Source organism: Agrobacterium rubi TR3 = NBRC 13261, from assembly GCF_000739935.1.
Lineage (GTDB): Bacteria > Pseudomonadota > Alphaproteobacteria > Rhizobiales > Rhizobiaceae > Agrobacterium > Agrobacterium rubi.
On sequence record NZ_BBJU01000036.1, the window covers coordinates 20,128 to 40,758 of the forward strand.

The following is a 20,631-nucleotide window of genomic DNA, read 5'->3' on the forward strand; positions in this document are numbered from 1 at the left end:
CGTGAAAGAGATGCGAGCAGATATTCTAGTGATTGGTGGTGGCCTTGGTGGCGTGGCAGCGGCCCTAGGTGCAGCACGGGCCGGCCGCACCGTGATCATGACCGAAGAATACGACTGGATTGGCGGCCAGTTGACCAGCCAAGCCGTGCCGTCCGACGAACATACATGGGTCGAACAGTTCGGCATTACCCGGTCCTATCGCAAACTGCGGCAAGGCGTGCGCCAGTATTACCGCGACCATTATCCGTTGACCGAAGGCGCGCGCGCCTGGACTGATCTCAATCCAGGTGCCGGATGGGTTAGCCGCATTTGCGCCGAACCGCGTGTCAGCCTTGCCGTCATGGAAAGCATGCTCGCCCCGTATCAAGGTGCCAACCGCCTGACGATACTGAAACCGTATCGGCCAGTTGCTGCCGATGTCGACCGCGACACGGTCCGCTCCATAACCGTACGTCACCGCGACAGCGGCGCCGATATTGTCATTTCCGCCGATTATATCCTCGATGCCACCGAGCTTGGCGATCTTCTCCCGATGACCGGCACCGAATATGCCAAGGGCTTCGAGGCGCAGTCCGACACCGATGAGCCAAGTGCACCTGCCCATGCGCAACCTGATAATGTCCAGGCAGTGTCAATCTGCTTTGCCATCGACCATGTCGACGGCGACCAGACAATCGACAAGCCGGAAAACTATGACTACTGGAAACAGTATGAACCGCATTTCTGGGGCGGTCCAATGCTTGGCCTCACGGCTCCACACCCGCGCACTCTGGAACATACGACCCGTTCCTTCACGCCCAATCCCGACGATGATCCTCTTCTCGTGGATGCCGACCAACGCAAGGGTGGTGGCGACGAAAACCTCTGGATCTTTCGCCGCATTGCGGCCCGCAAGAATTTTACGCCCGGCTTCTACAAGTCTGACATCTGCCTCGTCAACTGGCCGATGATCGACTACATGGAAGGCACGATCATCGACATTTCCGATGATGAGAAGGCACGACATCTGAAGTCGGCCGCAGACCTCTCCTATTCCGTGTTCTACTGGTTGCAGACGGAAGCGCCGCGCCTCGATGGCGGCCAAGGCTATCAAGGCCTGCGCCTGCGTGGAGACATCACCGGCACAGACCACGGCCTCGCCATGGCGCCCTATATTCGTGAAAGTCGCCGCATCAAGCCTGTCACCCGTATTGTTGAGCAGGACCTTTCCCACACCGTTCGTGGTGACAAAGGAGCCCTGCGATACCGCGATAGCATCGGCATTGGAATGTATCGCATTGACCTGCACCCATCGACTGGCGGCGACAATTATGTAGACGTGCCGTCTTGCCCGTTCGAAATCCCGCTTGGCGCGCTCTTGCCACAAAGAATGAAGAACCTCATCCCGGCCGGCAAGAACATCGGCACCACCCACATCACCAACGGCTGCTACCGCTTGCATCCGGTCGAATGGAATATTGGCGAGGTTGCCGGAATGCTGGCTGCCTTCAGTCTCGAAAAGGGTCTGACGCCACATCAGGTTCAGGCCGATGACAAACACCTTCACGACTTCCAGGCGTCGCTGACCCGCGAGGGCATCGAGATACGTTGGCCGGAAATCGCAGCCTACTGAGACGAAATACCATCTGTAGATCGAACCCATCTTTGGAGGAGGACCGGGAATGCCCTATAACCTGACTTTGAAATCGACTGCTTTCGTACTGGCTTTACTCGGTCTGGGCGGCATCGCACAGGCGCAGGACACCGTGGACCTGCGAATGACCGTCTGGAGCGCGAACGAGGCGCATCTGAAACTCTTCAACGAGATAGCCGTCGGGTTCAAGAAGGACCACCCGAACGTCAGTGTGGCCTACGAGTCGCTCCCGTTCGACACCTATACTACAGCGTTGACCACGCAGATTGCCGGAGGCAATGCCCCCGACATGGCATGGATCTTCGAGACCACTGCCTATGACTTTGTCAAATCCGGTGCGCTTTATCCCCTGACCGAAACGCTGAAGACGGCCAAGGGCTATAACATCGAGGAAGTCAGCGCCGGTGCGACCGAGCGCTGGTCTCAGGACGGCGTGCTTTATGCCTATCCCTTCTCAACCTCGCCATTTGCGATGTTTGTCAATAACGACGTGATCAAGGCTGCCGGCGCCAAGACGCCGGCCGAGTTGATCGCCAGCGGTGAATGGACGTGGGACAACGCCATTGCTACTGCCTCCGCTGTTGGAAAATCCGGGAAGGGTGGCCTCGTAGTCCGCGATTTCAACTACCAAAATTGGCAGTATCTTACATCGGTCTGGAACGGCTGGGGCGCGTCGCCCTGGAGCGAGGACGGCAAGACTTGCAGCATGGCCGAGGAGCCGATGGCAAATGCTCTGTCGTTTATCCACGATGCCATCTTCACCAAAAAGGCAATGCCCGGCCCCGGCGAAACCGTCGACTTCTTTGCCGGCAATGCGGCAATGACAATTACCCAGATCAGCCGCGCCTCGCTTCTACCCAAGGATAAGCCGTTCTCGTGGGATATCGTACCGCTGCCGAAGGGTCCGGCTGGTGACTATTCTCTCATCGGGCAGGCCGGTATCGGCGTCATGCAGTCGGGCAAGAACGCCAAGATCGCGGCAGAGTTCGTCGCCTACATGACCAATCCCGAAAATTCGGCGAAACTCAGCCAGTTCTTCCCGTCGGCGCGCAAGTCTTTGCTGAACGCAGAGGTATTGAAGAAGACCAATCCGCTGCTGAGCCAGGAGCAGATCGAAAAGGTCGTCATTGCTGGCATCGCTACAGGCAAGGTCATGCCGGGGCATAGCGGCTTTGCCCAAATTCAGCAGATGGTTCGCTCGAACCTTGATGCGGTGTGGCGCCCGGAAGCGGATGTGCCCGGCACATTGCAGAAGATCTGCGGTCAAATCGGCCCACTTCTGAAGCGCTGAGGAGATCTCGATGGACGTCGCGCGTCATCAATATGAAACGTCGAAAAATGGCGCATCGCCGCCGTTCTGGACGATCGCGCGGCGAGACAGCCTCGCCGGTTTCCTGTTCGTTGCACCGCAACTGATCGGCATCATCACCTTCGTGCTGGTGCCGCTCGGCCTCGTGTTCTGGTATTCGCTGCATGAGTGGAACGTGCTCGCCAATACCTTCACCTTCACCGGCAGCCAGAATTACCGGATGGTGATCGAGGATACCAACCTTCTCGAAGTGCTCGGTGCCACCGCGATCTTCTCTGCCGGTCTCGTCGTGCTCAATATGTCGCTGGCACTGTTGCTCGCCGTCCTGCTCAACCAGAAGCTTGCCGGCATTGCCATTTTTCGCACGCTGTTTTTCTCGCCCGTCGTTGTGTCGCTGGTCGCCTGGACGATCGTCTGGGGGTTCCTTTTGCAGAAGAATGGCGGCATCAACGGCATGCTCTTGATGCTCGGTGTTGAAGGTCCGAACTGGCTGCGAGAGGAGACGACGGCGATGATCTCTGTCATCGTCGTGCAGGTGTTCAAGAATGTCGGCCTCAATATGATCCTGTTTCTGGCGGCGCTGCAGGGCGTACCGAAAGAACTCTACGAAGCTGCCCGCATCGACGGCGCACCAGCTTTCAAGCAGTTCCGCCGAATTACCCTGCCGCTGATCAGCCCGACGATCCTGCTGACCTCGATCATCACCATTGTTGGTTCGCTGCAGGTGTTTGCGCAGATCGCGGTGCTCACCCAGGGCGGGCCGGGCCTCTCAACCACTGTGCTGGTCTATTACCTCTACCAGCAGGCCTTTCAGTTCCACTACTTCGGTTACGGCTCGACGCTCTCCATCCTGCTCTTCGTGATCGTCGCTATCCTGACCTTTGCCCAGTGGCAGATGCGCAAGAGGATCGTCTTCTATGAAAACTGACCTTTCCCCGCGCATGCAGGTGGTGCTCTACGGCCTGATGTGTGTGCTGCTCATACCCTTCGTCTTTCCGACCTGGTGGATGGTCACATCATCGATCAAGCCGATCAGCGATATCTTTGCCTTCCCGCCACAACTGATCCCGCAGACCTATGACTGGACGACCTACTCGAAGGTTTTCGAGTTGCAGCCCTTCGTTCGGCAGTACTGGAATTCGGCCTATATCGCCGCCGTCGTCACCATTGGCACGATGGTCGTGTCGTCGATGGCCGGCTACGCCTTCGCCCGGATAAGGTTTCCAGGCGCCGATGCGATCTTCATGGTCGTCCTGCTCGGCCTCTTGATCCCGTCGGAGGTGACGATCGTGCCTCTGTTCCAGATGTTCCTGAAGGCCGGCATGGTCAACACCCATTGGCCGCTGATCCTGGTTCCGATCTTTGGCGCCCCGAGCGTGTTCGCCACATTCGTCATGCGTCAGTTCTTCGTGACGCTACCGGCCGAACTCGAGGAAGCCGCACGGGTGGATGGTCTCGGCCGCTTCAAGATCTTCCGCAAGATTGCTCTTCCGCTTGCGAAACCCGCCCTGGCATCAGTGGCGATCTTCACCTTCTTACACTCGTGGAATCTGTTTCTCGAGCCAATCGTCTTCCTGTCGAGTGCCGAGATGTTCACGCTGCCGCAGGCGCTCACCCAATATACCGATGCCTATGGCGGGCCGATGTGGAACATCCAGCTCGCTGCGGCCACGCTGACGGCACTACCCGTCCTCATCGTTTTCATCATAGCCCAAAAACATTTCGTTGAAGGGCTTGCGCATACAGGCCTCAAGGGCTGAACAACGGGATCACATCATGGCTCAGGTAAGCCTTTCTGACATTCGCAAAAGTTATGGCGCCATCAAAGTCATCCATGGCGTCGACCTTAACATCGACGACGGCGAGTTCGTCGTGCTTGTCGGTCCGTCCGGCTGCGGCAAGTCCACGCTGCTGCGCATGATCGCCGGGCTCGAAACCATTAGCGGGGGCACGCTCGACATCGGTGGGCGCGTCGTCAACGACCTCGATCCCAAGGATCGCGACATCGCCATGGTTTTTCAGAGCTATGCGCTCTATCCGCATATGACGGTCGCGAGCAATATGGGCTTTTCGCTTGAACACCGTGGTGCGAGCACAGCGGAGATAAAAGACCGGGTTAATTGGGCGGCCGGCATTCTGGGGCTTGAAGCCCTCCTCGACCGATACCCTCGCCAGTTGTCGGGCGGCCAGCGGCAGCGAGTGGCAATGGGTCGCGCCATCGTTCGTAATCCGCAGGTTTTCCTCTTCGACGAGCCACTGTCCAACCTCGATGCGAAACTGCGCGTTGTCATGCGTGGCGAGATCAAAGCGTTGCACCAGAAACTCAAGACCACTACCGTCTATGTCACCCACGATCAGGTCGAGGCCATGACCATGGCCGACAGGATCGTTGTCCTCAACGGCGGTCGAGTTGAACAAATCGGCGTGCCCCTCGACCTATATGATCGCCCCGCTAACCGCTTCGTTGCCAGCTTTATCGGTTCTCCGTCGATGAATTTCCTCAACGGCACAATAACTGAGCAGGGCTTCCAGACATCCGGGGTTGTTTTGCCCTTGCCGGTTTCGTTGAGCGCCAATGTGGGCCAGACTGCTGTCTACGGCATTCGTCCAGAACATTTTCTGTTGAATGATCATCCTGACCAACCCAGCCACCCTGCCAAGATCGTTCTCATTGAGCCAATGGGTCCAGAAACCCAGGTGACGATGACTTTAGGAACCACGCAACTGATCGGCGTCTTCCGTGAGAGGATCCGTGCTACCACCGGCGATATTATAAACATCTCACCGGATATCGACGCCATCCACCTTTTTTCGGAAGAGGGCGCTACTCGCCTTAACTGACACGCGCAATTTGGGACATCGGGCAAGTGATAACTGCTCATTGAACGTCGAAAAGTCCTCTGAATTCACCATCGGCATAGTACCTCAACTTTGCTGCCATGAAACGGAATTCGCTTTATGGCCAATTCAGCCGATAAACCGCTGTCCCGCCATTTCTATGATCTCAACAGAGCCATTAGATGTCGGCAAGGTTGCCAAAAGCCAGGTATTCCTGCCGCGCACTATAAAAGAACGCCCGCGCCACCGGCTACCTGAACCGACAGAGTTCCGGCGTAAATTCCAGCTTCGACACAATCTGTGTTTGCTTCGCCATTCAGCCATGCGTTGATGAACCCCGCATTGAATGCGTCACCTGCGCCTGTCGTGTCGACGACGACGACGGGTTGCGCAGGTTTATGCACCAACTGTGCGGGCCGATGCCAGCATTCTGGCGCCTGTCGGCTATTTATCCATCGTGTTTTCGATCGCCGCTGGATATATATATCTTGGCGAGATTCCGGAGTTACGGGTTCTTGTCGGTGTCGCGATAATCCTGTTCTCCCTTCAAGGCGCAGCTTGGTTGGATCGGAGGCAGGCGGGGAAAGCAATTTGCTACCCTTGCCCCAAATCAACTTGCTATAAACCGAAATCTCACTGTGCGAAAATTAAGCGACCGGGGCGAAACTCGGAAATCGGTTTGATCCGCGCGCCGCGAGAATCTACGTTCGAAGCCCTCAATGCGGTCTTAGAAGATAAACCCGGTGCGATATTGTCTGTACCGCTCATCTGCCGGTTCGTCCGGACTGCAGCGTTCGAGCATCTATTGCCGAGACGTATTCTTCGCCTCTGTCGAGCGTTCGTTATCGACGAATAAGGTGTTGGCTGACGCAACGTTCTATATTGCAGCAGGAACCTATGCGATCATCATCGACTGATATGCCAAAAGCGACTAACTTTAAGGTCTACATGCCGGATGCGGCGATCTCTGATGTAACACATAATAAAATCAAGCAAGGCCAGAGAATGGAATCGACAATTGTCATGATTAATCTGTGTGGCGCGGTGGCATTGCTGCTGTTCGGTCTGGCCCTAGTCAAGGAGGGCGTGTCGCGTGCGTTCGGCAGTCGATTGCGCATCGGGCTCGCTTCCGGCACGCGCGGTGGTTTTCGTTCCTTTCTTTCCGGCTTCATTGCCACAATAGCATTGCAGAGCTCGACAGCCACAGCACTGATGGTCGCATCGTTCGTTGAACGAGAACTGATCCGGCAACGGATGGCTCAAATCGTACTGCTGGGCGCCAATGTCGGCACCGCAGTGACCGCCTGGATCGTTGCGACAGGCATTGAATGGTTTTCTCCAATGATTATTCTCGTCGGTCTGGTGCTCTATCGGAGCAGTTCGACCGCCAGGCAGGGTGGTGGTTCAGCGCTGATCGGCATCGGATTGATGCTGCTCTCGCTGCATCTGCTAAGTGCCGCTACGGAACCGATGCGACAATCGCCGGCTCTGGCTGCATTCATCGGCTTGCTCGACAATGCGTGGCTGGTAGCACTGATTTTTGCGGCAGGCATCGCTTTTATCTCGTCATCCAGTCTTGCTGCCGTCGTTCTCATCTTGTCACTGGCCTCGACAGGTATTCTTTCCGCAGATCTTATCGTCGTCCTGGTGCTTGGTGCCAATCTCGGGGGCGCCATCCCGCCAGTGGTCGCGTCTTTGCGTGGCTCCACGGCAGCATTGCGTATTACACTCGGCAACCTCATCGTGCGAGCCGTGGGTTGCTTCATCGCTCTCCCGCTGGCAGGCTATGCTGCGGAACTCTTGCACGTTGCGGGCTTTAGTCTCGAGAAGTTGCCCGTCGATGCACATCTTGGCTTCAACCTGCTTTTGGCAGCTCTTGCCTGGCCATTTTCTCGGTCCCTGTCAGGCATGATGGACCGTTTGATACCTGAGGCCGAAACCAACGATGCTGGACCGAAATTTCTCGATAATGATGCGCTATCGACGCCTGTCGTCGCGCTTGCCAGCGCCACCCGAGAAGTTCTTGGCGTCGGTGATCTGATCGAGCGTATGGTGATACGTGCATCGAACAGCTTTCAGAGCAACGATGCTGTCAAATTGAGGGAGATCGCAAGTCTGGAAGGCAAGGTCGATTCGCTTCAACAGCACGTCAAAGTCTATCTCTCGAAGCTTGGACGCACTGGGTTAAGTGAAGAACAAAGGCGCCGTTCGGTGGTAGTGATCGACTATGCCATTAATCTCGAGCATATTGGTGATATCATCGAGAAAGGCTTGGTACCGCTGATTGCCAAGAAAGTATCGCTCGGATTGCAGTTTTCCGACGATGGATTTGCGGAGCTGAAGGCTTTTTTCGACCTCACAATCGACAATTTGCGGATCGCTCAGACAATTTTTGTCACTCGGGATTTCAATCTTGCGATGCAGCTCATGGAGGCGAAGGTTACAGTCAGACACATGGAAAAACAGTCTTCTGAGCGCCATCTGGCGCGGTTAAGTGAAGGCTTGGCGGCGAGCCTGCAAACCAGTTCGCTGCATCTTGACCTCTTGCGCGATCTCAAGCGCATCAACGCCCATATAATCTCCGTTGCTCACCCTATTCTCGATGAAAGCGGATTGCTAACGGAAAGTCGGGTGCGCGCTGCACCTTAAGGTTCTACCTCCCGCGTACCGAGCCGCGCCAAATGAGTTCCGGCACGATTTTGCTCAGGTCGCCACTCACCGTTTCGACGGGTTGGCTGAGCCACGCAACGGCTCTGTTGGCGATGAGTTGCACCGGCTGAGCGAAGGTCGTCAGGCCATAAGAGGACCATGACGCCTGCTCTATATTATCGAAGCCGATAACGCATAGTTCTGACGGTATATGCAACGCAAACTGCTGGCGAACGGCATCCATCAGACCGCAGGCAAGAAGATCAGTGGCGCAAAACACGGCATCGGGGCGTTTGGCGCGTGTCATGAAGCGTTGCGCCAGAACAGTGCCGCTTTGATAGGAGGTCGAGCCGAACCGTTCGACGGTGACAGTTAGTCCATGTTGGCGGCCGGCAGCCAGGAAGCCCTCTTCACGCGCCATCAGGCTTGGAGTCATTGCCTGCGAGTTGGCAAATCCGAACTCGCGGCAACCGGCTCTCAGAAAAGCGGTAAAAGCGCGGCTCGCCGCTTCGCGATCATCAAGGTTGATGCGCAACGGACCGTCCTGTTCATCGTCGCGATTGATCAGCACCAGCCGCTGGCCGTTGCGCAGACACAGATCCGTAATCGACTTGTCCGGCATGCCTGAAAGAATGATGGATGCATCTGCGCGGTAGCGAATTGCTTGTCTCAGCGCCAGCTCGACGCTTTGATCGGAGCGGTCGGTATTGATCAGCATCGCCACCTTGGCGTTGGCCTGCAACTCCTGGGTCAGCGCTTTGATCAAACTGGCGCGATAAGGAGTATCGAGCTCCGACACTACCAGACAAACGATGCCGCTCTCGTTGCGCATAAGCCCGCGTGCCAGGTGATTGACGTGATAACCGAGCGCGTCTGCCGCTTCCATAACCTTGCGCCGCGTCTCCTCGGAAACGCTGGCACCAGCTGTAAACGTTCGGGATACGGCCGACCGCGAAACACCTGCGCGGTCGGCGACGTCTTTGGCACTTACGAAGATTTTACGGTCGCTCATCACAGCCTCGTTTACGCATTCATTGCACATGATTGCAATACTGTGCAACGGGGTGATGACAGCCCTTTCCCCCATTAGAATTAGTAATTGTGCAGATTATCGGTTGACATTCTCGTCGACATCATCAAGGCTTTGCACACGCTTGCAAAGCGCATGACGTGGAGGCGTCATTCAAAATGGGAGGAAGAATTATGGGCGCAGCGCATATCGCGGCGGTCAGCTTGGCGGCTGGTTTGGCTTTCAGTGCATCGACGGCTTTGGCGGCTGGCGATCTTAATCTCATCTGCTCGGCTGACGTGGTCATTTGCGAGCAGATGAAGGACATGTTCGAAAAAGAAAACCCTATCAAGGTCAACATGGTTCGGCTGTCTTCCGGCGAGACCTATGCCAAAATCCGCGCTGAGGCACGCAATCCGAAGACTGACGTCTGGTGGGCCGGAACGGGCGATCCGCATCTCCAGGCCGCATCCGAAAACCTGACGCTGGAATACAAGTCGCCCATGCTCGATCAGTTGCAGGACTGGGCAAGGAAGCAGGCAGAAAGCTCCGGCTACAAGACCGTCGGTGTTTACGCCGGTGCGCTTGGCTGGGGTTACAACACCGAAATTTTCAAGACCAAGGGATACAAGGAGCCCAAGTGCTGGGCCGATCTTCTCGATCCGTCCTTCAAGGGTGAGATCCAGATCGCCAATCCGAATTCGTCGGGCACTGCCTATACAGCGCTTGCATCGCTCGTCCAGATCATGGGTGAGGACAAGGCATTCGACTATCTCGGTAAGCTCAACGCCAATATTTCCCAATACACCAAGTCAGGCTCCGCCCCGGTGAAGGCTGCTGCGCGCGGTGAAACGGCAATCGGCATCGTCTTCATGCATGACGCCGTTGCGCAGACAGCTGAAGGTTTTCCGGTCAAGTCGATCGCGCCTTGCGAAGGCACGGGCTACGAGATCGGCTCTATGTCGATTGTCAAGGGTGCACGCAATCTGGAAAATGCCAAGATCTGGTATGACTGGGCGCTGAAGGCAGAGGTTCAATCGCATATGAAGGACGCCAAGTCTTTCCAGCTGCCCTCGAACAAGAATGCCGAGATTCCGAAAGAGGCACCGAAGTTCGAGGATATCAAGCTGATCGATTACGATTTCAAGACCTACGGCGATCCTGAAAAGCGCAAAGAACTGCTGGGCCGCTGGGACACCGAGATCGGTGCCAAAGCCAACTAATCGCTGCTGACAGCAGCATCACTGCGCGGCCACGAACTGGCGGCCGCGCATCTCCCAACATCCTGCTCAAATTGACATCGAAGGATGCGCGGCCGCTATGGACAATCGCAACCGAAGGCTGGACCTGACGCTGGCTGCTGGCATTGCAGCTTTCCTTATCCTGCCCTGGTACCGGATCGAAGGCGGCTTTCTGTCATTCAAATGGATTGCCGGTTTCTTCAGCGACGCAGCCAATGGCCCCGGCCTCTTGCAGATTCTCAGCCACGGACGGTTATGGCTGGCGTTTGCGCTGTTGGCGCTGCTGGCCGCAATCTCTGCGCGGTTCATTGCCGATCCCATGCTGCGCGGAAAAATCCTCGCCTTGGCAGGTGGTGCAGGCGTGGTTTTTCTGGCGCTGCAAGGACTGGCGATCGGCTTTTCCGGATGGAACTGGACGATCAGCGAAATTCTGTTCGGCTCGCTTGACAATGGTCAACCCGCAATGGGGGCAGGGGCGATGCTGTCGGCCTTCGTCTTCGTACTGATCTTCGCGTTCGGTCTTGCGGAACGGGGCGTTATGAAAGGTGATGCTTTCGTTGTCGCCACCATATCGTTGCTTGTCTTTCTGGTGGCAATCTTCGTGTTTTATCCGATTGGCAGTATGTTCGTCGGTGGTCTCCAGGATTTCGACGGCTCGTTTAACGCGACTGGTTTTGCACGCAACATTCAAGACCCATCCATCTGGAGCCTGAGTTGCGTCATCGGCGGGGACCGCTGCGGATTGGCTTGGCGCACCTTGTGGCTGGCGATTATGACTGCAACCGGATCGACGCTTCTTGGTTTAGCTTTTGCGCTTGTCGCCACCCGCACCCGCTTTCCGTTCAAGAAGGGCTTGCGTTTGCTGACCGTGTTGCCGATCATCACGCCGCCTTTTGTGATCGGTCTGGCGCTGACGCTGCTGTTCGGGCGCGCCGGAATGGTGACGATGGGGCTTTCAGACCTCTTCGGAATTGAACCCAGCCGCTGGCTCTACGGCCTGACCGGCATCTGGATTGCTCAGGTACTGTCGTTTACGCCGATCTCGTTTCTGGTGCTGATTGGCGTTGTCGAAGGCGTCAGCCCATCAATGGAGGAAGCATCGCAGACGCTGCGTGCGGATCGCTGGCGCACCTTCTGGCGCGTCTCGCTGCCGCTGATGAAGCCCGGATTGGCTAATGCCTTCCTGATCGGCTTCATCGAAAGCATGGCGGATTTCGGCAATCCGCTGGTGCTGGGCGGCAGCCATGGCGTGCTATCGACGGAGATATTCTTTGCCGTCGTTGGCTCGCAGAACGATCCATCGCGTGCCGCTGTGCTCGCCCTCATTCTTCTGTGCTTCACGCTCTCTGCCTTTCTGGCGCAACGCTTCTGGCTGGCTGGAAAGAATTTCGCCACCGTCACAGGTAAAGGGGATTCCGGATCGCATATCGCGCTGCCGAAATCACTGTCCATCTTTGTCCATGCACTGGTCATTCCATGGATGATCTTCACCGTAGTGGTTTACGGCATGATTGCCTTCGGCGGCTTCGTCAAAACCTGGGGTCTGGACAATTCGCTGACGTTGGACCACTACGCGCGCGCCTTTTCGTTCAATATCCGCGATGGCGGCATTGCCTGGACGGGCGTTGCCTGGAACTCGTTCTGGACCACGATGGAGATCGCGCTGATTTCCGCGCCGTTGACGGCCGCCGTCGGTCTGGCCACGGCCTATGTCATCGTGCGGCAGAAATTTGCCGGGCGAGGGCTGTTCGAATTCGCGCTGATGATGAGCTTTGCCATTCCCGGCACGGTCATCGGCATCAGCTACATCATGGCCTTCAATCTGCCACCGCTGGAAATGACCGGCACGGCGCTGATCCTCGTTGCCTGCTTCGTGTTCCGCAACATGCCGGTTGGCGTGCGCGGCGGCATTGCGGCTATGAGCCAGCTCGATAAGAGCCTCGATGAAGCGTCAATGACGCTGCGCGCCAACAGTTTCCGCACCATCCGCAAGGTCATTTTACCGCTGCTGCGCCCCGCCATCACCGCCGCGCTGGTCTATTCCTTCGTGCGCGCCATCACCTCGATCAGCGCCGTCATCTTCCTCGTCAGCGCGCAATACAACATGGCCACATCCTATATCGTCGGACTGGTCGAAAACGGTGAGTACGGCGTCGCCATCGCCTATTCATCCATGCTGATCGTGGTGATGATTACCGTGATCACCGGCTTCCAGTTGCTGGTCGGTGAACGCAGATTGCGTCGTGAAAACCGTGTCCACGCCGCCACCACGCCAAGCCCCATCCCAGCTCCGATTGCAACCGCAGCCACGCAGGAGAAAGCCACATGAACCACCGTCCAGGCTCGGTCTTCCTTGAAAATATCCGCAAGCAGTTCGGTGCCTTTACCGCCATCCACGACCTGTCTTTGACCATCGAGCCCGGCACGCTCGTGACATTGCTGGGACCATCCGGCTGCGGCAAGACCACGACGCTGCGCATGCTGGCTGGCCTGGAACACCCGACCTCCGGCCGCATCCTGATCGGCGGCAAGGATGTGACCATGTTGCCAGCCAATGAGCGCGATGTCTCGATGGTGTTCCAGTCCTATGCGCTGTTTCCACATATGAGCTCGCTGGACAATGTGGCCTACGGTCTGGAATCATCAGGCCTCAACCGCAAGGAAGCGCGACAGAAGGCGGAAAACGGCCTCGAACTGGTTGGGCTTGCGGGTATGGGGCAGAGGCTTCCCGCCGAGTTGTCCGGTGGTCAGCAACAGCGCGTTGCTGTTGCTCGTGCACTGGTTCTGGAGCCGCAGGTGCTGCTGCTGGATGAGCCGCTGTCCAATCTCGATGCGCGTCTTCGTCGCCGTGTGCGCACCGAAATTCGGGAATTGCAGCAGCGTTTGCAGTTCACCGCCGTTTATGTCACCCACGATCAGGACGAAGCTCTCGCCGTCTCGGATCGCATCATCGTCATGAAAGATGGGTACGTCGCCCAGGAAGGATCACCACGCGATCTCTATGAAAGCCCCGCCTCTGCCTTCATCGCCGATTTCATGGGCGAGGCCAATGTCGTGCCTTGCACGGTCCTCGGCATCGAAGGGGATCAGGCCGTCATTAGCGTGCAGGGTCTGGTGCACCGTGTGCCGAGCCGCGGCGTAACGCCCGGCCCCGGACAACTGGCGGTGCGACCAAATTCCGTTACTCTCTCGCCAGCGACGAGAGCGGAGTTTCGTGGACGAATTACCAGTGCCGCCTATCTCGGCGATCACATCGAATATGAAGTCGAGACGGATGCAGGCGCGCTGTTCGTTGTCGATCCTTCGGTGGAGAGGCCGATCAATCCTGCTACGGATGTCGCGATTGGCTTCAAAGAGCGCGGCATCGCCATCATTTCACAATAGGCCTTATTTTTGAGAGATTCATTCATGCAATTCACACAACAGGATATCGTGGGCCGACTGACGTTGGCACAGGAGATCGCGCTGGAAGCGGGTGCCAAGGCGCTCGATTATTTCAACAACCGCGATGCACTGGTGATCGAGACCAAGCGTGATCCGCAGGACGTCGTGTCGATTGCCGACCGTGAAGTCGAAAACCTCATCCGCGACCGTGTTGCGAAGGCGTTTCCCGAAGACGGATTTCTGGGTGAGGAGTACGGTCTAATCGCCGGTACATCTGCATTTACGTGGGTCGTCGATCCGATCGATGGCACCAGCCCTTTCGTCAATGGCATGCCAAACTGGTGTGTTTCGATTGCGGCGATCAGCGGTGGCGAACCCGTTATCGGTGTCATCAATGCGCCGTGTCACAGCGAAATCTACAGCAGTGCTCTGGGAATGGGCGCGACGTTGAATGGTAAAGCGCTGACGCTCGACAAAACACGCACCATCCGCAATTCGGTCACTGGTATCGGTGCCAATAATTACGTGACGCCAGCTTTCGTTGCGAGCATGATCGAAGACCTGCTGTCTTCAGGCGGGAACTTCATCCGAAATGGTTCCGGCGCGCTGATGCTGGCCTATGTCGCCGCCGGTCGGCTCGTTGGGTATTATGAGCCCTATATGCACGCATGGGATTGCATGGCGGGTTTCTGCCTTGTTCGGGAGGCGGGCGGCTGGTTTCACCCATTCCCAACCGAGGGTGAGAAACTGACCAAGGGTGCGCCGGTCATTGCCGCAGCACCGGGTGCCATCGATGATCTTAGTCGTATCGCGGGGTTGACCGGCAAGGCCGAGGCGTGAAAGTTATTTTCGTCATTGCTCATGGAGACCATGATCGACTACGAAAGAGAAAATGCGGGATCGAGGAGGATCCTGAAGTTGGCAAGCCAGCCGGGCAGACAGCACCGGCGGCATCAAGGGAGGAACTACACGTATGAAACGCCTTTACGCATCCATTTTCGCGACTGCTGCCGCGGCGCTGATGTCATCCACAGCCTTCGCCGCCACGGAAATCCAGTGGTGGCACGCCATGACCGGTGCCAACAACGAGGTGGTTGATAATCTCGCCAAGGAATTCAACGAGGGCCAAAAAGACTACAAGATCGTCCCGGTCTTCAAGGGGACATATCCTGAAACGCTGAATGCGGGCATTGCCGCTTTCCGCGCCAAACAGCCTCCGGCCATCATTCAGGTATTCGATGCCGGTAGTGGCGTGATGATGGGAGCGGAAGGTGCCATCAAACCGGCAGCCGATGTGCTGAAGGCGGGCGGATACGAGTTCGACAAGTCGAAATATCTTGCCGGTATCGTTGCCTATTATTCCAAGCCCGACGGCACCATGCTGTCCTTCCCCTATAATTCTTCGTCGCCGATCCTCTATTACAACAAGGACACGTTCCAGAAAGCCGGCCTCGATCCGGCAAATCCGCCAAAGACTTGGCCGGACGTGTTTGCAGCCGCTCGCAAGATCAAGAGCAGCGGCGCTTCCGCATGCGGTTTTACCTCGACATGGCTCACCTGGATTCAGACCGAGAACTTTGCCGCCTGGAATAACGTCTCCTATGGTAGCCATGAGAATGGCCTCGGCAGCACGGATGTGAAGCTTGCCTTCAATGCGCCTTTGTTCGTTGAGCATTTTCAGACAATTGCCGATCTCGCAAAGGAAGGCGTGTTCCGTTATGGCGGGCGCACATCCGAAGCCAAGCAGCTGTTCATGTCTGGTGAATGCGGAATCCTGACAGAGTCCTCCGGTGGGCTTGGCGACATCGTCAAGACCGGCATGAATTACGGCATCGGCCAACTGCCGTATTACGAAGGTCACGGACCGCAGAACACGATTCCCGGCGGTGCCAGCTTGTGGGTGTTCGGTGGCAAGAGCGATGCTGAATACAAGGGTGTTGCAGAGTTCTTCAACTTCCTCTCGCAGACCAAGATTCAGGCCCGTCTACACCAGGTTTCAGGCTATATGCCGGTGACGATAGCGGCTTACGATGAAACCAAGGCGTCCGGCTTCTATGACAAAAATCCGGGCCGTGAAACGCCGCTGTTGCAGATGATGGGCAAGCCGCCGACGGAAAATTCCAAGGGTGTCCGCCTCGTCAACCTGCCGCAGGTCCGCGACATTATGAACGAGGAATTCGAGTCCATGCTGGCTGGCAAGCAGGACGCGAAAGCCGCCCTCGACAAGGCAGTCGAACGCGGCAACGCGGCCATCCAGCAGGCAATCGGCAAATAACAAGCCGAAATTCATTCGCCCGCATTGTGACGATGCGGGCGAAACCGTCCGTCCGTTCAGGAGATCGCCGTGCAAAGCGTCATCTTTCCCAACAAAGTCCTACCGTATTTGCTGGTCGCTCCGCAGATCGTTCTCACCGTCGTGTTCTTTTTCTGGCCAGCCAGCCAGGCGCTCTACCAGTCAACGATGCGCGAGGATCCGTTCGGGCTTTCCAGCAATTTCGTCGGAATGGCGAACTTTTCGGCGGTCCTGTCAGATCCGAATTATCTGCATGCGCTGCGGGTGACAGTCGTTTTCAGTCTGTTCACGGCACTGGTCTCCATGGGGCTGGCGCTGTTGCTGGCCACGGCCGCTGACCGCGTCGTGCGCGGCAAAGGTTTTTATCGCACGCTCATGATCATGCCCTATGCCGTGGCTCCGGCCGTTGCCGGCATGCTCTGGCTGTTCATGTTCAATCCGGCTATGGGCACATTCGCCTATCTGCTGCGCCGCAACGGAATTGATTGGGATCCGCTGCTGGATGGAAACCAGGCGATGCTTTTGGTGGTGGCCGCTGCCGCCTGGAAGCAGATCAGCTATAATTTCCTATTTTTCGTCGCCGGTCTGCAGGCCATCCCGAAATCGCTGCTTGAGGCGGCCTCCATCGACGGTGCGCGTGGCAGCCGCCGTTTCTGGACCATCGTCTTTCCGCTTCTGGCACCGACGACGTTCTTCCTGCTGGTCGTCAACACCGTCTACGCCTTCTTCGACACTTTCGGCATCATCCATTCCGTCACCGGCGGTGGCCCTGCAAAGGCCACCGAAACGCTGGTCTACAAGGTTTATAATGACGGCTTCGTCAACCTGAACCTCGGCTCGTCGGCGGCGCAATCCGTCATTTTGATGATCATCGTCATTGCGCTCACCGCGTTCCAGTTTCGGTTCGTGGAAAAGCGTGTGCATTACGGTTGAGGTGAGACCATGATCGAAAATCGCCCCGTCGCCAAGCTGGTCGCGCATCTGATGCTGATCCTCGGCATCATCGTCGTCGCCTTCCCGATCTACTACACCTTCATCGCGTCTTCGATGACTTCCAACGACATCATCCGTCCACCCATGTCGCTGCTGCCCGGCGGGCATCTGGCGGAGAACTACGGTGAGGCCATGTCCACCGGTGTCGAGCGCGTCGTCGGCGTCAGCCTTGAGCGGCTGCTGTTCAACAGCTTCGTCGTCGCGCTGGCCATCGCCATCGGCAAGATCGTCATCTCGTTTCTCTCGGCATTCGCGATTGTCTTCTTCCGCTTTCCATTCCGCATGGGCTTCTTCTGGATGATCTTCATCACGCTGATGCTACCGGTGGAGGTGCGCATACTGCCGACATACAAGGTCATCGTCGATCTCGGCCTGATCGATACCTATGCCGGACTAACCCTGCCGTTGATGGCATCTGCCACCGCGACCTTCCTGTTCCGGCAGTTCTTTCTGACCATACCCGGGGAAATGGTTGAAGCGGCGCGTATCGACAATGCCGGGCCGTTCCGCTTCATGCGCGATATTCTTCTGCCGCTGTCGAAGACCAATATCGCAGCGCTATTCGTGATCCTGTTCATCTATGGCTGGACCCAATATCTGTGGCCGCTGCTGGTCACCAATGACGCCAAGATGAACACGATCATCATCGGTCTGAGACGCATGGTGGACTTTACCGACGCCTCGACCCCCTGGAACTATGTGATGGTCACCGCGATCCTGGCTGTCATTCCCCCTATTATCGTCGTCGTGCTGATGCAGCGCTGGTTCGTCAAAGGCTTGGTGGAGACCGAAAAATAATGGCAAAAATTGTCCTGAAGGATGTCCGCAAGGTCTATGGCGGTTCTGTCGAGGCCATCAAGGGAGTATCGATGGATATTGCCGACGGCGAGTTGATCGTTCTGGTCGGCCCGTCGGGCTGCGGAAAATCGACATTGTTGCGGATGATTGCCGGGCTTGAAAGCATTTCCGGCGGCGAGATTTCCATCGGAGACCGGGTCGTCAACGATCTGGAACCGGCCGAACGCGACATTGCCATGGTGTTTCAGAATTATGCGCTCTACCCGCATATGAGCGTGCGCCAGAATCTTTCCTACGGCCTGAAAAACCGCAACACGCCGAAAGAGGAGATCGACCGGCGCATCGACGAGGCAGCCAAGGCGCTTGAGATCGAGCAGTTTCTGGACCGCAAACCCCGCCAGCTCTCAGGTGGCCAGCGTCAGCGCGTGGCCATGGGCCGTGCCATTGTCCGTAAGCCCGCGGCCTTTCTATTCGATGAGCCACTATCCAATCTAGACGCCAAGCTACGAGTGCAAATGCGCGTCGAAATCCGCCGACTTCAGCGGGCGCTTGGCACGACCAGCGTCTATGTGACCCACGATCAGATGGAGGCCATGACGCTGGCCGACCGGCTGGTGGTGCTGAACGCTGGACGGATCGAGCAGATCGGCAGTCCAATCGATCTGTATGAACGCCCGGCCACAACTTTCGTCGCCACCTTCATCGGCTCGCCTTCTATGAACCTGTTGCCGCATGTTACAGGCAACGCGGCCGGTGCCGGATGGCTACTGGCCGATAGCACATCGCTTCCCGGCAATGTCCGCACGCTCGGCATTCGCCCTGAAGATATCACGGTGGCGGATCCAATCGGTACAACAAGCGGATTTCGCGGAGAGGTGCGGGTGGATGCGGTTGAACTTGTCGGCGCAGAAAGCTATGTCCACGGCGCGTTTTCCGATGGCTCGGTGATCGTTTTTCGCGTTCCAGGACGCTCCCGTATTCAGATCGGCGAAATGTTGACAATTGCTGCCGACGCGAAAGATTTTCATCATTTCAATGAGAGTGGCCAGCGGCTCGATGTCCCTTGAGAGAGAGATCCAGCCATCCCCGATGTTGACCCAGCTTCAGTTTTTCGAAGCCCTTTGCGCCTTGCTGGCGTCACGGACGGTACTCTGTTCATTTGGTCCTGAGTGAGGCTTAGGGCCTTGAGGGCACAGGTCTGGACGTTCAGACGGATAGTCAATTCCCTTGCTCCTTCGTTTTCTGAGCTTGGGATGACTGTGATGACGGGGTCACCCACGATTATCTCCACACGACAGTCGTTGGCGAGCTGGGCGGAGCGCATCATGTCTTGCTTGCGGGAAAATGCTGGTGCAGAATTTGCGCTTCGCTTATGCCTGAAAGATTTTCGGAGACCCGCTAGCACATCGCTGCCGTTGTGTCGTCGTTCAGTTAACACGAGAGCACGAAGAGTACTGATTTGCTTCAATCGACAACTTTAAGAACCGGTGGCGCGGCCACCAAGCCGGCAGGTGCACAGATCGTGTGAAGATATCCTGTTTGGGAAATACCCGGGCAGGTGGATGATCAGGAATCTCTGGCAGTTGATAACATATCACCGTCACCAATGTCGGCTATGAGTGCTCCGTGTCGGTCGAAATTTGCCTGCTGTAATTGCGTCTTTACCGACCATCTTGACCGTAATTGCTGTATATTTTTTTGGGTATCATGGCCCACTATTATTGTGCGCTATCCAAGGACAAACTCGACTACGCGGCTGCGCTCCGCAAAACGCGGATTGCAGCTATAGAACGAGATATAAAAAAGGCCGAGGACACGTCGCTCTGGGCGGCATTTGTGCTCTTCGAGTGACGACCGCCATACGAAGATCAGTGCGAAGGGAATACAGACACATACTGCTCAGTTCTTCAGCGATGCGAGGTGCCGCAACACTTTCGCGGCCAACTCTTCAGCGGTGAATGCGGCACTATCCAACGTTAGTTCAGGGTTCTCAGGCACTTCGTAGGGACTATCAATACCTGTAAAATTTTTGATTTCGCCACGACGTGCCTTTACGTAAAGACCTTTTGCATCTCGCCGCTCGGCTAAAGAGAGAGAGGCGGCTACGAAAATTTCGACAAATTCTTTGTCGCCCACCAATTCGCGTGCCATCCTCCGCTCTGCTCTAAAGGGCGAAATGAACGAGACGAGCGTTATAAGGCCCGCATCTGCCATAAGCTTGGCCACTGACCTGCCACTGCGAATTTCCTCCAGGATGGATTAGAGTCCGGCCCATTAAAGGACGGACGAATGAAGAAGCAGAGATTTACGGAAGAGCAGATTATTGCGGTGCTGAAGGAGCAGGAGGCAGGCGCGAAGGTGGCCGACCTCTGCCGCAAGCACGGGATTTCAGAAGCGACGTTTTATAACTGGAAAGCCAAATATGGCGGCATGGAAGTCTCCGAGGCGAAGCGGCTGAAGGCACTCGAGGACGAGAATGCGAGG

General features: G+C 56.6%; 17 protein-coding genes and 1 pseudogene. 15 read left to right on the forward strand and 3 right to left on the reverse strand.

The features are described from left to right. The first annotated feature begins 10 nt into the window (after window positions 1-10). Genes RRU01S_RS24020 through RRU01S_RS24040 form a run of 5 tightly spaced genes read left to right on the forward strand, consistent with a single transcriptional unit; the run spans window position 11 to window position 5,783 of the window. Window positions 11-1,612, forward strand: coding sequence for an FAD-dependent oxidoreductase (locus tag RRU01S_RS24020; protein ID WP_045232760.1), 1,602 nt, complete (start codon window positions 11-13; stop codon window positions 1,610-1,612). 49 nt (window positions 1,613-1,661) lie between these two features. Beyond that, window positions 1,662-2,924, forward strand: coding sequence for an ABC transporter substrate-binding protein (locus tag RRU01S_RS24025; protein ID WP_045232761.1), 1,263 nt, complete (start codon window positions 1,662-1,664; stop codon window positions 2,922-2,924). Window positions 2,925-2,934: 10 nt separating this feature from the next. After that, window positions 2,935-3,870 (forward strand): carbohydrate ABC transporter permease, encoded by a 936-nt coding sequence (locus RRU01S_RS24030; protein ID WP_045232762.1) that lies wholly within the window; start codon window positions 2,935-2,937, stop codon window positions 3,868-3,870. Further along, window positions 3,860-4,702, forward strand: coding sequence for a carbohydrate ABC transporter permease (locus tag RRU01S_RS24035; protein WP_045232763.1), 843 nt, complete (start codon window positions 3,860-3,862; stop codon window positions 4,700-4,702). Before RRU01S_RS24030 ends, RRU01S_RS24035 begins: the two co-directional genes overlap by 11 nt. Before the next feature lie 16 nt (window positions 4,703-4,718). Then, window positions 4,719-5,783: an ABC transporter ATP-binding protein gene (locus tag RRU01S_RS24040; RefSeq protein ID WP_045232764.1), complete on the forward strand. Its 1,065-nt coding sequence runs from the start codon at window positions 4,719-4,721 to the stop codon at window positions 5,781-5,783. 221 nt (window positions 5,784-6,004) lie between these two features. Here the strand turns inward: RRU01S_RS24040 and RRU01S_RS24045 are convergent. Further along, a pseudogene (locus RRU01S_RS24045) lies at window positions 6,005-6,193 on the reverse strand (PfkB family carbohydrate kinase); the annotation flags it as partial. Window positions 6,194-6,785: 592 nt separating this feature from the next. On the opposite strand from RRU01S_RS24045, the gene RRU01S_RS24055 reads away from it, so the two are divergent. Further along, a complete protein-coding gene (locus RRU01S_RS24055; RefSeq protein WP_045232781.1) occupies window positions 6,786-8,429 on the forward strand; it encodes a Na/Pi cotransporter family protein in 1,644 nt (547 codons plus the stop codon). A gap of 4 nt (window positions 8,430-8,433) precedes the next feature. Here RRU01S_RS24055 and RRU01S_RS24060 read toward each other — a convergent pair whose 3' ends face one another. After that, window positions 8,434-9,441 (reverse strand): LacI family DNA-binding transcriptional regulator, encoded by a 1,008-nt coding sequence (locus RRU01S_RS24060; protein ID WP_045232767.1) that lies wholly within the window; start codon window positions 9,439-9,441, stop codon window positions 8,434-8,436. A 191-nt stretch (window positions 9,442-9,632) separates the two neighbouring features. Here RRU01S_RS24060 and RRU01S_RS24065 point away from each other — a divergent pair, with 191 nt between their 5' ends. The 8 genes from RRU01S_RS24065 (at window position 9,633) to RRU01S_RS24100 (ending at window position 19,214) form a co-directional block, all read left to right on the forward strand. Next, window positions 9,633-10,661 carry an ABC transporter substrate-binding protein gene (locus tag RRU01S_RS24065; protein WP_045232768.1) on the forward strand — a complete coding sequence of 343 codons (1,029 nt, stop codon included), beginning with the start codon at window positions 9,633-9,635 and terminating at the stop codon, window positions 10,659-10,661. Between the two features lie 97 nt (window positions 10,662-10,758). Further along, entirely contained in the window at window positions 10,759-13,008 is a 2,250-nt protein-coding gene (locus RRU01S_RS24070; RefSeq protein WP_045232769.1) for an ABC transporter permease, read from the forward strand. Next, a complete protein-coding gene (locus RRU01S_RS24075; RefSeq protein ID WP_045232770.1) occupies window positions 13,005-14,063 on the forward strand; it encodes an ABC transporter ATP-binding protein in 1,059 nt (352 codons plus the stop codon). Before RRU01S_RS24070 ends, RRU01S_RS24075 begins: the two co-directional genes overlap by 4 nt. Before the next feature lie 24 nt (window positions 14,064-14,087). Continuing rightward, a complete protein-coding gene (locus tag RRU01S_RS24080; RefSeq protein WP_045232771.1) occupies window positions 14,088-14,903 on the forward strand; it encodes an inositol monophosphatase family protein in 816 nt (271 codons plus the stop codon). Between the two features lie 133 nt (window positions 14,904-15,036). Further along, on the forward strand, window positions 15,037-16,338 hold the full coding sequence (ugpB, locus tag RRU01S_RS24085; protein ID WP_045232772.1) for a sn-glycerol-3-phosphate ABC transporter substrate-binding protein UgpB: 1,302 nt from the start codon (window positions 15,037-15,039) through the stop codon (window positions 16,336-16,338). A gap of 69 nt (window positions 16,339-16,407) precedes the next feature. After that, entirely contained in the window at window positions 16,408-17,289 is an 882-nt protein-coding gene (ugpA, locus tag RRU01S_RS24090; RefSeq protein ID WP_045232773.1) for a sn-glycerol-3-phosphate ABC transporter permease UgpA, read from the forward strand. A gap of 9 nt (window positions 17,290-17,298) precedes the next feature. After that, window positions 17,299-18,147 carry a sn-glycerol-3-phosphate ABC transporter permease UgpE gene (gene ugpE, locus RRU01S_RS24095; RefSeq protein ID WP_045232774.1) on the forward strand — a complete coding sequence of 283 codons (849 nt, stop codon included), beginning with the start codon at window positions 17,299-17,301 and terminating at the stop codon, window positions 18,145-18,147. Next, the gene (locus RRU01S_RS24100) at window positions 18,147-19,214 is read left to right on the forward strand and encodes a sn-glycerol-3-phosphate import ATP-binding protein UgpC (RefSeq protein WP_045232775.1); all 1,068 of its coding nucleotides are present in this window, start codon (window positions 18,147-18,149) and stop codon (window positions 19,212-19,214) included. The genes ugpE and RRU01S_RS24100 overlap by 1 nt, the downstream gene beginning before the upstream one ends. Window positions 19,215-20,046: 832 nt before the next feature. Here the strand turns inward: RRU01S_RS24100 and RRU01S_RS24105 are convergent. Continuing rightward, window positions 20,047-20,403: an adenylyl-sulfate kinase gene (locus tag RRU01S_RS24105; RefSeq protein ID WP_209806604.1), complete on the reverse strand. Its 357-nt coding sequence runs from the start codon at window positions 20,401-20,403 to the stop codon at window positions 20,047-20,049. Window positions 20,404-20,436: 33 nt separating this feature from the next. Between RRU01S_RS24105 and RRU01S_RS24110 the strand changes: the two genes are divergently transcribed. After that, window positions 20,437-20,631: transposase (locus RRU01S_RS24110; protein ID WP_045232776.1), on the forward strand; the 195-nt coding region annotated here is incomplete at its 3' end.